The organism is Paraplanobispora takensis, from assembly GCF_016863195.1.
GTDB classification, from domain to species: domain Bacteria; phylum Actinomycetota; class Actinomycetes; order Streptosporangiales; family Streptosporangiaceae; genus Planobispora; species Planobispora takensis.
This window is the reverse complement of sequence record NZ_BOOK01000067.1, coordinates 17121-31764: the sequence shown is the minus strand read 5'-3', so window position 1 is coordinate 31764 and position 14644 is coordinate 17121. Positions and strand designations below refer to the sequence as shown.

The following is a 14644-nucleotide window of genomic DNA, read 5'->3' as shown; positions in this document are numbered from 1 at the left end:
GCCAATGGAGAAGGCGGATGGACTTCCACGTCGGGCTCACCGGGCGGGGCGACCTGACCGCGCGCATCTACCGCGAGCTGCGCGAAGCCGTCCTCGACGGCCGCCTGCGGCCCGGGGAGCGGCTGCCGCCCACGCGCGAGCTGGCCCGGCGGCTGGGGGTGGCGCGCAACACCGTCGCCGCGGCCTACGACCGCCTGTCGGCCGAGGGCTTCCTCACCGGCAGGGTCGGCTCGGGCACCTTCGTGTGCGCGCAGCCGCTCACCCACGCCCGGCCCAGGAACGCCCCGCCGGGCGCGGGGGTCCGGCCGCGGGCGGTGTGGGAGGCCATCGCGGCCGGACCCGTCCCGGCCGGCGGGAGCGCCGGGGGCACGGGCTCCGGGGACGCCGCGGGCACGAGGCCCGGGAGCACGGAGCCCGGGGACGGCGAAGCCGGAATCGGCGGGGGCGGGGGCGGGGGCGGAGGCGCGAGCGGGGGCGGGGGCGGGGGCGGGGCGGTGTACGACTTCCGGGTCGGCAGCCCCGACCCGGCCCTGTTCCCGCTGGAGACCTGGCGGCGGCTCCTGACCCGGGAGCTGCGCCGCTCGGCCCTCGGCTCCGCCGAGTACGCCGGGCCGGCCGGGCACGCCGGGCTGCGTGAGGCGATCGCCCGGCACACGGGGGCCTCGCGTGCGGTGCGGGCGGGCGCGGACGACGTCATCGTCACCCAGGGGGCGCAGCAGGCGCTCGATCTCGTCGGCCGCGTGCTGATCGAGCCCGGCGACCGCGTGGCGGTCGAGGAGCCGGGCTATCCCCCGGCCCGGCTGCTGTTCCGGTCCCTGGGCGCCCGCGTGACCGGCGTCCCGGTCGACGCCGAGGGGCTGCGGGTGGCGGACCTGCCGGACGACGCCCGGCTGGTCTACGTCACCCCGTCCCACCAGTTCCCGCTGGGCACGCCGATGTCCCTGGCCCGGCGCGCCGCGCTGCTCGAATGGGCCGAGCGCAACGACGCCGTGGTGATCGAGGACGACTACGACAGCGAGTACCGCTTCGCCGGCCGCCCGCTCGACGCGCTGCAGGGCCTGGACCGGTGCGGCCGCGTCGTCTACGCCGGGTCCTTCTCCAAGACGCTGCTGCCCGCGCTGCGGCTCGGCTTCCTCATCGCCCCGGCCTCGCTGCGGCCCGCGCTGCACGCCGCCAGGATGCTCACCGGCTGGCACGGCGACCCGGCGCCGCAGGCGGCGCTGGCGGGCTTCATCGAGGAGGGGCTGCTGGCCCGCCACGTCCGCAGGACGACTCGGGAGTACGCCGGACGCCACGCGAGGATCACCGCGGCGCTGCGCGACCGCTTCGCGGACTGGCTGCGGCCGGTGCCCTCGGCGGCGGGCCTGCACCTGTGCGCGCGGCTCGCGCCGGACGCGCGGGTCGAGGTGGACCGGGTGATCGCACGTGCCCGCGGGGCCGGGGTCGCCGTGGAGAGCCTGGCCGCCTACTGCGGCGAGAGCCCCGCGCAGGCGGGCCTGGTGATCGGCTACGGCGGGGTACGGCCGGCCGGGATCGAGGAGGGCCTGCGGCGGCTGGCCCGGTGCTTCGCCGATCCCGCCTGAACCCGCCCGGCCCGCGCCCTCCGTCCTCCCTTCCGGCGCCCTCCGTCCTCCCTTCCTGCGCCCGCTGTCCGGGCCGGTGCTACAGCAGGCGGGCGGCCTTGAGGGCCAGGTGGACCACCAGGCGGTCCTCGCCGTCGGACAGGTCGCGGCCGATCAGGCGTTCGGCCTTGCCCAGCCGGTAGTAGAGCGTCTGGCGGTGCACGCCCAGGGCGGCGGCGGCCTCCTGGACGTGGCCGGCGTGGTCGAGATAGTCCTCCACGGTCCTGGCCAGCTCGGGGTCGGCGGCCAGTTCCCCCGCCTCGGCCGCCAGCTCGCGCAGCGCCTCCTGGGTCAGGCGGGCGAGCATCCGGTAGGCCCCGAGGTCGGTCCAGGCCGCCACCGGCCCGAGCCGCGGGACCCGGCCGGCCACCCGCAGCGCGTGCACCGCCTCCCGCCAGCTCTGCCAGGCCTGTCCCGGCTCCGTCCTGGCCCCGCCGACGCCCGCCGCCGTGCCGTACATGGCCCGCACCCGCACCGCCACCTCCCACGCCTGCGCGGCCGGGGCCAGCAGCGCCACCAGCGGCTCGCCGTGGACGGGCAGGCCGGGGTCGGCGAGCACCTCGCGCGGGAGGGTCCACAGCGGGACGACCCGGTCGGCGCCGGGACGCACGGCGACCGCCGTCACCGGGCCGCTCAGGTCGAGCAGGGACAGCGCCCACGCCCGCTCCTCGGCGTCCGGCGACAGCAGCTCCCGCAGGTGGCCGCCCAGATCTCTGCGGCGGCGGGCCTCCTGGGCCAGGACCGTGGCCGCCCTCGCGACCGGCCCGGCCACGGAGTCGAGCCGCTCCTCGGTGAGGGTCCCGTCGTCCAGCAGCCACAGATAGCCGTAGGTCACCTCCTGGTGCCGCAGCGGGACGCAGACGCGGGCGAGCACGCCCAGTTCGGCGTCGGCGGGGATGCGGACCCGGCCGGGCGCGCCGGCGATGCCGTACCCCTCGAAGTAGGCCCGGACCTCGTCGGAGGCGCGGCGGCGCAGGATGGACTCCTGGCGCACCGTGTCGATGTCGCCGCTCTGCGCGGCGTAGGCCAGCAGCTGGAAGGAGCGGTCCTCCAGGGTCGCGGAGGCGCCCAGCCTGGCGGCGATCTCGTCGACGGTCTCCTGGAGCATCCCACCATTGTCATACATCTGTATGAAGCCTCGTCCCGTGATCGTGGCAGATGCACATGAGGCTCCGTTGAGCTGGAGTTTTAGGCTGGGGGCATGTTCGGTTCAGTTCTCCTCGCCGGGTCGCGGCTGCCGTTCGTACGGCGCGCGGTCTCCGGCGTTCCGTTGACGCGCAAGGTCGTCGACCGCTTCGTGGCGGGCGAGACCGTTCAGGACGCCGTCGAGGCCGTGCGCCGCCTGACCGGTGCGGGCCTGGCCGTCACCATCGACCATCTGGGCGAGGAGACCCGGGACGCCGGGGCCGCCGCCCAGACCGCCGACGCCTACGTGCTCATGCTGGCCGCGCTGCGCGAGCTGGAGCTCGGGGACCGCGCCGAGGTCTCGGTCAAGCTGTCGGCGGTGGGCCAGGCGCTCGGCGCCGACGGCGACAAGATCGCCCTGGACAACGCCCGCCGCATCTGCGAGGCCGCCCACGACGCCGGGGCCGGCGTCACCCTCGACATGGAGGACCACACCACGGTCGACTCCACCCTCGGCATCCTGCGCACGCTGCGCGGCGACTTCCCGGGCACCGGCGTGGCGATCCAGTCCTACCTGTTCCGCAGCGAGGCCGACTGCCGCGACCTGTCGCACGAGGGCTCGCGGGTCCGCCTGGTCAAGGGCGCCTACGCCGAGCCCGCCTCCGTCGCGCACCGCGACAAGAACGAGGTCGACAAGGCCTACGTGCGGTGCCTGCGGATCCTCATGGCGGGCAAGGGCCGTCCCATGGTGGCCACGCACGACGACCGGCTGATCTCGATCACCGAGACCCTGGCCGACCGTTTCGGGCGCGCCCTGGGCGACTACGAGTACCAGATGCTGTACGGCATCCGCACCGACAAGCAGCAGGCCCTGGCCGGCGCGGGCCACACGATGCGCGTCTACATCCCCTACGGCGACGACTGGTACGGCTACTTCATGCGCCGCCTGGCCGAGCGCCCGGCCAACGTCGCCTTCTTTCTCCGTGCCCTTGGAGGCAAGTAGCCATGGATGCCATCTCCAACGTCCCCGTCCCCGCCAACGAGCCGGTACTCGGCTACGCGCCGGGCAGCGCCGAGCGGACCGCGCTCGAGAACCGCATCAAGGAACTGGCCGGGGCCCAGCTCGACCTGACCATGACGGTCGGCGGCGAGCAGCGCATGGCCGGCGGCGCCTCCGTCGACGTGGTGCAGCCGCACAACCACGCCTCGGTGCTGGGCCGTACGGCGGAGGCCACCGCCGATGACGTGCGGGCCGCGATCGACTCCGCGCTGGCGGCGGCCCCCGCCTGGCGGGCGCTGTCCTTCGACGAGCGGGCCGCGATCTTCCTGCGCGCCGCCGACCTGCTGGCCGGGCCGTGGCGCCAGACGCTGAACGGCGCGACGATCCTCGGCCAGTCCAAGTCGGTCCAGCAGGCCGAGATCGACGCCGCCTGCGAGCTGATCGACTTCCTGCGCTTCAACGTGGCCTACGCGCGGCAGCTGTACGCCGAGCAGCCGGTGTCGTCGCCGGGCGTGTGGAACCGGATGGAGTACCGCCCGCTGGAGGGCTTCGTCCTGGCGATCACCCCGTTCAACTTCACCGCCATCGCGGGCAACCTGCCGGCCTCGGCCGCCCTGATGGGCAACGTCGTCGTGTGGAAGCCCTCCCCCACCCAGCAGTTCGCCGCGCACTTCACCATGCGCCTGCTGGAGGAGGCCGGCCTGCCGCCGGGCGTGATCAACATGGTGACCGGCAACGGCCGGGGCGTCTCCGAGGCCGCCCTGCCCCACCCGGAGCTGGCGGGCATCCACTTCACCGGCTCCACCGCGACCTTCCAGCACCTGTGGGCGGCCGTGGGCGCGAACATCGCCGCATACCGGTCCTACCCGCGCCTGGTCGGCGAGACCGGCGGCAAGGACTTCGTGCTGGCCCACCCCTCGGCCGACCCGGCGGTGCTGTCCACCGCGCTGATCCGCGGCGCGTTCGAGTACCAGGGCCAGAAGTGCTCGGCCGCCTCCCGCGCCTACGTCCCGCGCTCGATCTGGACGGCGATCCGCGACGACCTGGTGGCCACCGCCGAGTCGCTGACCGTCGGCGACGTGGCCGCCGACCTGTCGGCGTTCATGGGCGCGGTCATCGACGGGCGGGCCTTCGCCAAGCACAAGGCGGCCATCGACCGGGCCCGCTCGCTCGACTCGATCGACGTGCTGACCGGGTCCTGCGACGACTCCACCGGCTACTTCGTCAGGCCCACCGTCCTGGAGTCCGCCGATCCGGCCGACGAGATCTTCACCAAGGAGTACTTCGGCCCGATCCTCGGCGTGCACGTCTACGACGACGGCGACTTCGAGGCGGTGCTGAAGCAGATGGAGAGCGCCTCGTCGTACGCGCTGACCGGATCGGTGATCGCCCGGGACCGCTACGCGGTGGCCTCGGCCTCGGAGAAGCTGCGCTTCGCGGCGGGCAACTTCTACGTCAACGACAAGCCCACCGGCGCGGTCGTCGGCCAGCAGCCCTTCGGCGGCGCCCGCTCCTCGGGCACCAACGACAAGGCCGGCTCGATCTTCAACCTGATCCGCTGGGTGAACGCCCGCACGATCAAGGAGACCTTCGTCCCGCCGACCGACCACCGCTATCCCCACATGGGCTGACCGGGCGGAGCCCTCCGCGATCAAACCTGTTGGCAGGCGCGGCTCCCGGTTGAGACCCTGCCGGGGTGCCGATCCCGCCCGCCGGTCCCCCCGTCACCGCCGCCCGGCCGCCCGCCCGGTCCGATCTCGAGGCGCTGCTGTCGGAGGCGTCCGGCGTCCCGGTGAGGCTGAAGCACCTGGAGCGCCTGACCCCGTGGGCGGTGCTGCGGGCGCGGACGGCCGGGCCGGGAGCCGGGCTGCCCGCGTCGGTGATCGTGAAGTGGCTGCGCGACGACCCGGACGGCCTGCGCGACGACCCGCGGCAGGTGCACACCGAGCTGGCCGCCCTGCGCTTCCTCTCCGAGGATCTCGGGCTCGGCCTGGCCCCCCGGGTGCTGGCGGCCGACCCGGCGGCGCCGATCCTCCTCCTGGAGGACCTGGCTCCCCGCACGCCGCTGGACCGGGCGCTGCGGTACGGCGGTGCCCTGCCGCCGCCGCCCGGGCTGGCCTCCTTCGCACGCGCCCTGGGCGAGCTGGGCGCGGCCACGGCCGGGCACGCGGAGGCGTACTACGCGCGGCGCTCGGCGCTGGGCCCCGTCGACGCGCGGGCGGACCGCGTGTGGCCGGAGGCCGGGGTGTGGCCGCGGGTCGTGGAGCAGGCCGCGGCGTTCGGGACCGCCCTGCCGGATCCGGCCGGAGGCGAGCTGGCCGGGGTGGTGGCCGAGCTCGCCGATCCGGGCCCCTTCCTGTCGCTGACCAACGGGGACGCCGAAGCGAACAACTTCCTGGTGGCGGGGGACGACGGGCGGCTCATCGACTTCGAGTTCGCCGGGTACCGGCACACTCTGACCTCGGCGGTGTGCCTGTACGTGCCGGGTCCGGCGTGGCTGGCGGTCGGCGACCCGGTCGCGACCGGGCTGGAGGCGGCCCACCGCGGTGCGCTGGCGCGATCCGTCCGGGAGGCCGAGGACGACCGCCTGTTCGGCTACGGACTGGCCTGCGCGTGCCTGACCTGGGCCGCCGCGCGGCTCGTCCGCTTCCCCGTGCTCGACGCCCGTCCCGCGGGCGATCCGAGCCGCATCCAGATGGTCTCCGTCCTGGAGTCCGCCGCGGGTGTCGCCGCGGACCGCCGGGCGCTGCCCCACCTGGCGGGCTGGGCGCGCCGGGCGGCGCTGGCGCTGCGGCGCCGGTGGCCGGACGCGGACGTGGACCCGGCGGCCCTTGCGCCCTACACCCCGCGGCACTGAGATGCACCGTGGCGGGCCGGTTCAGACCGTGATGACGACCTTGCCCTCCGCGTGGCCGCCGCTCACGTAGCGCACGGCCTCGCGGGCCTCGGCCAGCGGGTAGGTCCTGCTGACGACCGGGGCGAACCGGCCGGCCTCCAGCAGCTCCGCCAGGAAGGCGAGGTCCTTCTCACGGTGGAGCGAGACCAGCGCGCGCAGCCGGTGACCGCTGAACGGCGAGGGCAGCATCGCCCGGAACTGGCGGCCGAGCCCGCCCGTCCACTTGCCGCCCTCCTCGCCGCCCATGATGACGAGGGTGCCGCGGGGGGTCAGGGCGCGCCGCATGCGCGACAGCGGCCGGTTGCCCGCGATGTCGAGGATGAGGTCGTAGCGTTCGGGCCGCCCGGTGAAGTCCTCGCGCGTGTAGTCGAGGACGTGGTCGGCGCCGATCGAGCGGACCAGATCCGCCTTGGCCGGGCCGCACACACCGGTGACCTCGGCGCCGAACACCTTGGCCAGCTGCACCGCGAACGTCCCCACCCCGCCCCCGGCCCCGATGACCAGCACCTTGTGCCCCTGCTGGACCTTCCCCGCGTCGCGCAGGCCGTGCAGGGCCGTCTGCGCCGAGATCGGCACGGCCGCCGCCTGCTCGAAGGTGAGGGCGGCCGGCTTGGGAACGAACTTGTCCTGGCGGCCGCAGGCGTACTCGGCGAAGGAGCCCTGGCAGCTGCCGAACACCTCGTCCCCGGGGCGGAAGCGGGTGACGTTGCGCCCGACCGCCTCCACCCGCCCGGCCACGTCCATGCCCCGCACCCGGACCCTGGGCGCGCGCAGCCCGAACCCGAGGCGCACCAGGTACGGCGTGCCCGTCATGAGGTGCACGACGCCCGCGTCGACCCCGGCCGCGTGCACCCGGACGAGCACGTCGTCGTCCCCGGGCGCCGGCGGGTCGACGTCTCTGAGCTCCAGCACGTCGGCCGGGCCGTAGGTGTCCTGAACGATCGCTTTCACGGGGTCTCCTCCGCGTTGCCGGGGTACTGGAACACGTCGTCGAGCGGGACGCCGAACACCCGCGCGATCTGGAAGGCCATCTCCAGGGACGGCGAGTAGCGGCCCTGCTCGATGGCGATGACGGTCTGGCGCGTGACGCCGATGCGGGTGGCCAGCTCCGCCTGGGTCATCTCGCCGCAGGCGAAGCGCAGGGACCGGATCGAGTTGGTGACCCTGGTCGGCTTCACCACGGTCAGAAGCCCTTGCGGTAGGCGGCGATCTTCGTTAAGGACCCGAGGACCGCCGACAGCACGAACGCCAGGTAGAGCACGTTGGCGATCCAGAACTGGTCCGCCTCGGCCATCGCCAGCACGCAGGCCGCGATGCCGCCGATGACGACGAAGGACTGGCCGGTGTGGTCGCCGAAGCGGTTGATCTCCCGGTCGCGCTGGTCCTTCTGCCCGGCGTCCTCGGGCGCCAGGGCCGCGGCCACGATGCGCAGGACGATCGCGACCACGATCGCGGCGCCGATGCTCCACAACATGATCGGCACATAGGTCACCTCGGCCAGCGGGGTGGGCCCCGCCTGGCCGAGGAGGAGGGTCAGGTAGACCGCGTAGGCGACGGCCGAGACCGCCGCCATGATCCACGCGAGCTTCTCTTCGAACGGCATGCCAGGAATGTAAAACATCGCGGACACCGTGTCTAGTTTTCTTTACATCGTCGGCCGCGCGGCAGATCCCCTCGATCCGGCGGAAACTTTCCTTCGCGGCCCTTCGTCAAAAGGTAAAGCGAGGATAAAGACCACACTTCCACGGGGGCGGAGTACGGGGGAGGCGCGGGGATCGTTGACGGGGAGCGCAGGGGCGGCGGGGCCGCCGATGAGTGCCGAGGGCGTCGAGTACGCCCTCCGGGCCCGCCACGAGGAGCGGGACCGCATCTCCGACGACGTCCTGGATCTGGACGCCCACACCATCTTCCGGCTGCTGCGCAGCTCGCCGCTGCGCGGGGAGACCGCGCGCCGGTGGGCGACGGCCGAGGCCCGCGCGACCCTGCTGTGGGCCCTGCTGGACGCCTACCGCGGCACGCTCGCCCGGGCCGACCGGATCCGGGCCGACAACCGCCGTCTCGGGTCCGCCGAGCTCGCCGAGCTGACCGGGCTGCTCACCGGGCCCGCCGTACGGCTGGTGCCCGACGCCGGGCCGCTGGAGCGGCGCTCGCTGCTGCACAGCGGGGAGCAGCGCTTCACCCTGGACGAGGCGGTGGCCACGATGGACCAGGCCTTCCGTGACGTCATCGATGTGATCACCGACGTCGACGCGGTCTGGAACGCGGCGCTGCCCCGGCTCGACGCCGCCTCGGCCGCGATCACCGCCGCCCGTGGGACGCTGCGCGAACTCGGCGATCCCGACCCCGGACTGGAGGCGTGCGGGCGGGAGATCGAGCGCATCCGCGAGGAGCTGCGCCACGATCCTCTCGGGGAGACGGATCGCGAGGACGGCGAGGATCTGGACCGGGTGGTCGCCGAGGCCGCCCGCCTGGGCGAGAGGGTACGGCGGGCCGCCGAGCTGCGGCGGGCCTACGGCGAGCGGCGCGAGGCCCTGACCCGGCGCGTCGGCCGGGTGGCCGCCGCCGAGGAGGAGGCCCGCAGGGCGCGTGACCTGGTGCTGGCGAAGATCGCCTCACCGGCTCTGCCCGCCCTCGCCGACCGCGCCCCCGTCCTGGGCGAACGGCTGGCCGCACTGGACCCCTCCCCTCCCGCCAGAGCCCTGCCGGCGCCCGGCCGGGAGGCGGCGGTCGGCGGGATCGCGGACGCGCCGCAGGACGGGCGGTGGCTGGAGCGCGAGGAACTGCTCTCCGGCCTGGAACGCGCCACCGAGGACGCCCTGCGGCAGGCCGAGCGGGCCGGGACGGCCCTGCGCGAGCTGATCGCGCGCCGCGACGAGCTGCGCGGCAGACTGGAGGCCCTGCGGGCCAAGGCGGTCCGGCTCGGCCTGGCCGAGGACGCCGGGCTCGTCTCCCTGTACCGCCGGGCACACGACCTGCTCTGGACGGCCCCCTGCGACCTGCGCCGGGCCACGGTGGCCGTCACCGGATACCAACGCGCGACCGAGGGAGCCGCCGGATGACCGCCTGCGCCCAGCCCGACTGCACGGGAACCGTCGAGGACGGCTACTGCGACCTGTGCGGCCACGCCGCCCGGCCCCCGGGCGCCGTCCCGTCCGCGCCCGCCCCGTCCTCTCCCGCCTCCTCTGCCGGGCCCGCCTCCTACGGGCCGGTCTCCTCTCCGGGGGCCGTCTCCGCCGGGACCTCCCGGTCAGGTCCCGGCTTCACCTCCTTCTCCGTTCCCGTCACGATCCCCTCCGGCGGTCGCGGGAGCGGCTCCACGCCGAGCCGGGGCACCCGGGGCACCGGCGGCAGCCGTCCCGGGATGCTGGGCTCGGGGCTGGCCGAGGTGCCGCCCGTGGTCTACCGGGACCCGGTCGAGGTGGTGCTGGAGGACCCGCAGGTGCCGGAGGACAAGCGGATCTGCGCGAAGCCGGGCTGCGGCCGTCCGGTGGGCCGCAGCAGGGACGGCAGGCCGGGCCGTACCGAGGGGTTCTGCCCGCACGACGGCACCCGCTTCTCCTTCACCCCCAAGCTGCGCGAGGGCGACCTCGTCGCCGGGCAGTACGAGGTCAAGGGCTGCCTGGCGCACGGCGGGCTCGGCTGGATCTACCTGGCCGCCGACCGCAACCTCGACGGCCGCTGGGTGGTGCTCAAGGGGCTGCTGAACACCGCCGACGCCGAGGCGCTGGCCGTGGCCGAGGCCGAGCGCCGGTTCCTGACGGGCGTGGACCACGCCAACATCGTCAAGATCTTCAACTTCGTCCGGCACCGGGAGCCGGGGGGCGAGCCGGGGCACATGGCCGGCTACCTCGTCATGGAGTACGTCGGGGGCGAGTCCCTGCACGACCAGCTCCGCCGGAAGCTGAGGGAGAGCGGAGGCGCGCGGGCGCTCCCGCTGCGCCAGTCGATCCCGTACGCGCTGGAGATCCTGCGCGCCCTGGGATACCTGCACGACCGGGGCATGCTGTACTGCGACCTCAAGCCCGCCAACGTGATCCAGGTCGGCCGCGAGCTCAAGCTCATCGACCTGGGCGCGGTCCGGATGGCCGCCGACCAGGACAGCGCCATCTACGGCACGGTCGGCTACCAGGCGCCGGAGATCGCCTCGGAGGGGCCCTCGGTCGCCTCCGACCTCTACACGGTGGGACGCACGCTGGCGGTGCTGAGCTTCCCGTTCAGCCCGGTCCGGGGCAATGCCGAGGCCCCGCTCCCCGGCTTCGACGAGCTGCCGCCGGAGGCCAGGTACGAGTCCTTCCACCGCTTCCTGCGCCGGGCGACCGCCCCCGCCCCGGCCGCCAGGTTCGCCGGCGCGGAGGAGATGGCCGACCAGCTCCTGGGGGTGCTGCGGGAGGTGCGGGCGGTGGAGGACGGCATCCCCTACCCCGCGCCCTCCCCGCTGTTCGGTCCCGAGCGGATCGCCGCCGGGACCTCCCTGGCCGGACAGGGCAGCGGGCGGATCCTGGAGCCGCTCGACCGCGCCGCCGCGGCGGCCGCCCTGCCCGTGCCGCTGGCCGACCCCGCCGATCCGGCCACCGCGTTCCTGTCCGGCCTCACCGCGCGTACCCCCGGCGAGCTCGTCACCATGCTGGAGTCGGCGCCGGACACGCCCGAGACCATGCTCGCCCGTGCCCGGATCGCCGCCGAGAACGGCATGCCGGAGGCCGAGGCCCTGCTCGCCGGGGCGGCCGGGAAGCTGGCCGGGGACTGGCGGGTCCTGTGGTGCCGGGGCGTGCACCAGCTGGTCTCGGGCGATCCCGCGGAGGCTGCGCGGATCTTCGACCGCTGCTACGACCTGATGCCCGGGGAGTGCGCCTCCCGGCTGGCGCTGGCCTTCAGCCTGGAGGCCGCCGGCGACCCGGTGATGGCCGAGTGGCGCTACCGGTCGGTGTGGAACACCGACCGCTCCCACGTGAGCGCGGCGTTCGGCCTGGCCCGGGTGCTGCTGGCCCAGCGGCACCGGGACTCCGCGCTGCAGGTCCTCGACGAGGTGCCCACGAGCTCCAGCAACTTCGTGGCGGCGCGGCTGGCGGCCGTGGCGGCGGCCGTACGGGAACGCGCCCCGGCGTCGCTGAACGCCGCCACGCTGAGCGCGGCCGGAGAGCGGCTCGGCGATCTCGGCGACCTCGATCCCCGGCGACGGTCGCAGATGGCCGCCGAGATCCTGGAGCGGGCCCTCGAATGGCTCGACTCCGGCTCCGGCACGACCTCGGGGAACGGAACCCTGCTCGGGACGCCGTTCAGCGAGCGTGATCTCCGCCGGGAACTGGAGCGCCTCTACCGCGGGCTCGCGCGCTCGGCGGCCACCGTCACCGAACGGCACGCGCTCATCGACCGGGCCAACGCCGCCCGCCCCAGGACGCTGCTGTGACGGCCCCCGACGACGCCGTGGCGACCCCGGAGGCGGGCGTGGGCGAGCCGGACGACGCGGTGACGCTCCCGGTGGCCGCGCGCCGCCCGGCCGCGACGCCCGAGGCCGGGGAGAGCACGCCGGACACCGGGGACGTCCCGGACGCGGGGGACACCGCCGGGACGCCGGAAGCCGGGGACACGGCGGACGCGGCGGACGCGGCGGACGCCTCGGGTGCCTCGGACGCCTCGGGGGTGGAGGCGGGCGCGGGCGAGGCGTGTCCGAGATGCGGTTCGAGCGTGCACCCCGGCGAGTTCTTCTGTGAGGGCTGCGGGCAGCCGCTGGACGGGGCCGGCTGCGTGCGGTGCGGGCCGGCGCCGGTGGATCCGGAGGGCTACTGCGAGCTGTGCGGCCTGCGGCAGCCGTCCGAGAGCGACCACGCCGAGACCGAGGCGGGCGGCGCCGCCGGGGTGAGCGACCGCGGGCTGCGGCACAGCCGCAACGAGGACGCGATGGCGCTGGTGGCCGCGGACGGCGTGACGATCGGCGTGGTCTGCGACGGGGTGTCCTCCTCCCCGCGGCCGGAGACCGCCTCCTCGGCCGCCGCGCGGACGGGCGCCACCGTGCTCCTGGAGGCGCTCCGCTCGGGCGCCGACCCGGTGACGGCCACCCGCACGGCTCTGGCGGGGGCCGCGACCGCGGTGGCCGCGCTGGGCTCCTCGGTGGACGACGCGCCCGCCTGCACCTACGTCTCCGCCCTCGTGGGAACGGACCGCGTCACGATCGGCTGGGCCGGTGACAGCCGCGCCTACTGGCTCGGCGCGGCCCCCACGCCACCGCCCGTCCCCGGCACCGACTCCGACACCGGCCCCATGCCCGTCCCCGACTCCGACTCCGACACCGGTCCCATGCTCTCGCCCGTCTCCGGATCCGACCCCGGTCCGGTTCCCCTGCGCGGTCCCGCGTTGCTCACCGAGGACGACGTCGTCTCGCCCGGCCTGCTGTCGGCCTGGCTCGGGGTCGACGCGGGCCGGATCACGGCCCACGTCGGCGAGTTCGCGCCCGAGGGTCCCGGAGTGGTCCTGGTCTGCAGCGACGGGCTGTGGGGCTATCTGGAGGAGGCCGCCGACCTGGCCCCCTTCACCGCGCGGGACACGCCGCTGGAGGCGGCCCGCGCGCTGGTACGGCACGCGCTCGCGGCCGGGGGTCGCGACAACGTCACCGTCCTGGTGATCCCGTTTCATCCGCCGCCGGTGTAGACCGGCACCCGCCGACAGAGGAGGAACGCGTGAGCGACCAGCCCCTGTTCACGCTGGACATCGACCAGAACAAGTACCTGCCCACGGGCGGCCGGGAGATCCACGCCATCCTCACCGTCGAGGCCACCGGCCCGGCGGAACGGGTGGCCGCGGACGTCGAGGCCGCCGAAGTGATCATCGTCGACGCGTCCGGCTCGATGGGCGGCTCGAAGATCGTCGAGGCTCGCCAGGCCGCCCAGGCCGCGGTGGAGACCCTGCGCGACGGCACGTACTTCGCCGTCGTCGCCGGGACCCACGAGGCGACCAAGATCTACCCCCACCGGGCCGGGCTGGTCCGGGCGGACGGGCGCACGCGCAAGGACGCCGCCCAGGCCCTGCGCGGGCTGCGCGCCGACGGCGGCACCGCGATCGGCAAGTGGCTGAGACTGGCCGCCGAGCTGCTGGCCGACCACCCCCGGGCGGTCCGTCACGCCATCCTGCTCACCGACGGCCAGAACAACGAGAGCGCGGAGGTGTTCGACGCCGCCCTGGCGCACTGCGCGGGCACGTTCGTCTGCGACAGCCGGGGCGTGGGCACCGACTGGGCCCCGGCCGAGCTGCGCAAGGTCGCCGACGCGCTGCTGGGCACCTCCGGCTTCATCCGCGACGCCAGGGACCTGACGGACAACTTCCGGATGATGATCGAGAGCATGATGGGCAAGGCGGTCGCCGAGGTCGCGCTGCGGGTCTGGACGCCGCAGCACGGCAGGGTGAAGCACCTCAAGCAGGTCTCGCCCACCCTGTCGGACCTGACCGGCATGCGCGCGGCGGCCGACCCGCTGACCGGCGACTACCCGACCGGGTCGTGGGGCGCGGAGACCCGGGTCTACCACCTGTGCGTCGAGGTCCCCGCCGGCGCGGTCGGCCAGGAGGTCCGCGGCGCCTGGGTACGGCTGGTGCGCCCCGACACCGGCGAGATCCTCGCCCGCGGCAACGTCCTGGCCCAGTGGACCGACGACCTGGCCCTGTCCACCCGCGTCAGTCCCGGGGTGGCCCACTACACCGGGCAGGCCGAGCTGTTCGACCTCATCCAGGAGGGCCTGGGCGCCCGGGCGGCGGGCGACCTGGACACCGCGACCGCGCGCCTCGGCCGGGCCAGGCGGCTGGCCGAGGAGTCCGGCAACGACGACACCGCCAAGCTGCTGGCCAAGGTCGTGGAGATCGACTCGGGGACCGGCACCGCCCGGTTGCGCCGGAGCGTCGACAAGGCCGACGAGATCGCGCTGGACACCGGATCGGTGCGTACGGCGCGCATGCGGAGGGACCCGGGCGAACCCGGCTCCTCCGACGGCCGGAGCCCCGCGGGCTGAGAGGAGG

At 75.0% G+C, this 14644-nt stretch carries 12 protein-coding genes; 8 read left to right on the top strand and 4 right to left on the bottom strand.

All coding sequences use genetic code 11. The features are described from left to right. The first annotated feature begins 17 nt into the window (after positions 1–17). Positions 18–1583, top strand: a complete 1566-nt coding sequence (gene pdxR, locus Pta02_RS36585) for a MocR-like pyridoxine biosynthesis transcription factor PdxR (RefSeq protein WP_239131513.1) — start codon at positions 18–20, stop codon at positions 1581–1583. A 79-nt stretch (positions 1584–1662) separates the two neighbouring features. On the opposite strand, the gene Pta02_RS36580 is transcribed toward pdxR, so the two are convergent. Beyond that, positions 1663–2730 (bottom strand): PucR family transcriptional regulator, encoded by a 1068-nt coding sequence (locus Pta02_RS36580; RefSeq protein WP_239131512.1) that lies wholly within the window; start codon positions 2728–2730, stop codon positions 1663–1665. A gap of 93 nt (positions 2731–2823) precedes the next feature. On the opposite strand from Pta02_RS36580, the gene Pta02_RS36575 reads away from it, so the two are divergent. From Pta02_RS36575 to Pta02_RS36565, 3 genes are all read left to right on the top strand, one after another. After that, positions 2824–3750, top strand: a complete 927-nt coding sequence (locus Pta02_RS36575; RefSeq protein WP_203879600.1) for a proline dehydrogenase family protein — start codon at positions 2824–2826, stop codon at positions 3748–3750. Between the two features lie 2 nt (positions 3751–3752). After that, on the top strand, positions 3753–5378 hold the full coding sequence (pruA, locus tag Pta02_RS36570) for an L-glutamate gamma-semialdehyde dehydrogenase (RefSeq protein WP_203879599.1): 1626 nt from the start codon (positions 3753–3755) through the stop codon (positions 5376–5378). Positions 5379–5443: 65 nt separating this feature from the next. Beyond that, positions 5444–6604, top strand: coding sequence for a hypothetical protein (locus tag Pta02_RS36565; RefSeq protein WP_203879598.1), 1161 nt, complete (start codon positions 5444–5446; stop codon positions 6602–6604). Between the two features lie 21 nt (positions 6605–6625). Here Pta02_RS36565 and Pta02_RS36560 read toward each other — a convergent pair whose 3' ends face one another. From Pta02_RS36560 to Pta02_RS36550, 3 genes are read right to left on the bottom strand one after another with little or no spacing between them, the layout of a single operon-like run. Continuing rightward, the gene (locus Pta02_RS36560) at positions 6626–7594 is read right to left on the bottom strand and encodes an NAD(P)-dependent alcohol dehydrogenase (protein WP_203879597.1); all 969 of its coding nucleotides are present in this window, start codon (positions 7592–7594) and stop codon (positions 6626–6628) included. Continuing rightward, entirely contained in the window at positions 7591–7824 is a 234-nt protein-coding gene (locus Pta02_RS36555) for a helix-turn-helix transcriptional regulator (RefSeq protein ID WP_203879596.1), read from the bottom strand. Before Pta02_RS36555 ends, Pta02_RS36560 begins: the two co-directional genes overlap by 4 nt. A gap of 2 nt (positions 7825–7826) precedes the next feature. Further along, a complete protein-coding gene (locus Pta02_RS36550) occupies positions 7827–8246 on the bottom strand; it encodes a hypothetical protein (protein WP_239131511.1) in 420 nt (139 codons plus the stop codon). Between the two features lie 208 nt (positions 8247–8454). Between Pta02_RS36550 and Pta02_RS36545 the strand changes: the two genes are divergently transcribed. Genes Pta02_RS36545 through Pta02_RS36530 form a run of 4 tightly spaced genes read left to right on the top strand, consistent with a single transcriptional unit; the run spans position 8455 to position 14637 of the window. Further along, positions 8455–9702: a hypothetical protein gene (locus tag Pta02_RS36545; protein WP_203879595.1), complete on the top strand. Its 1248-nt coding sequence runs from the start codon at positions 8455–8457 to the stop codon at positions 9700–9702. Then, complete coding sequence (locus tag Pta02_RS36540; protein ID WP_203879594.1) at positions 9699–12050, top strand: serine/threonine-protein kinase; 2352 nt, start codon at positions 9699–9701, stop codon at positions 12048–12050. The genes Pta02_RS36545 and Pta02_RS36540 overlap by 4 nt, the downstream gene beginning before the upstream one ends. Continuing rightward, entirely contained in the window at positions 12047–13288 is a 1242-nt protein-coding gene (locus tag Pta02_RS36535) for a PP2C family protein-serine/threonine phosphatase (protein WP_239131510.1), read from the top strand. Before Pta02_RS36540 ends, Pta02_RS36535 begins: the two co-directional genes overlap by 4 nt. Positions 13289–13317: 29 nt before the next feature. Then, positions 13318–14637 (top strand): vWA domain-containing protein, encoded by a 1320-nt coding sequence (locus Pta02_RS36530; protein WP_203879593.1) that lies wholly within the window; start codon positions 13318–13320, stop codon positions 14635–14637. Positions 14638–14644 lie beyond the last annotated feature (7 nt).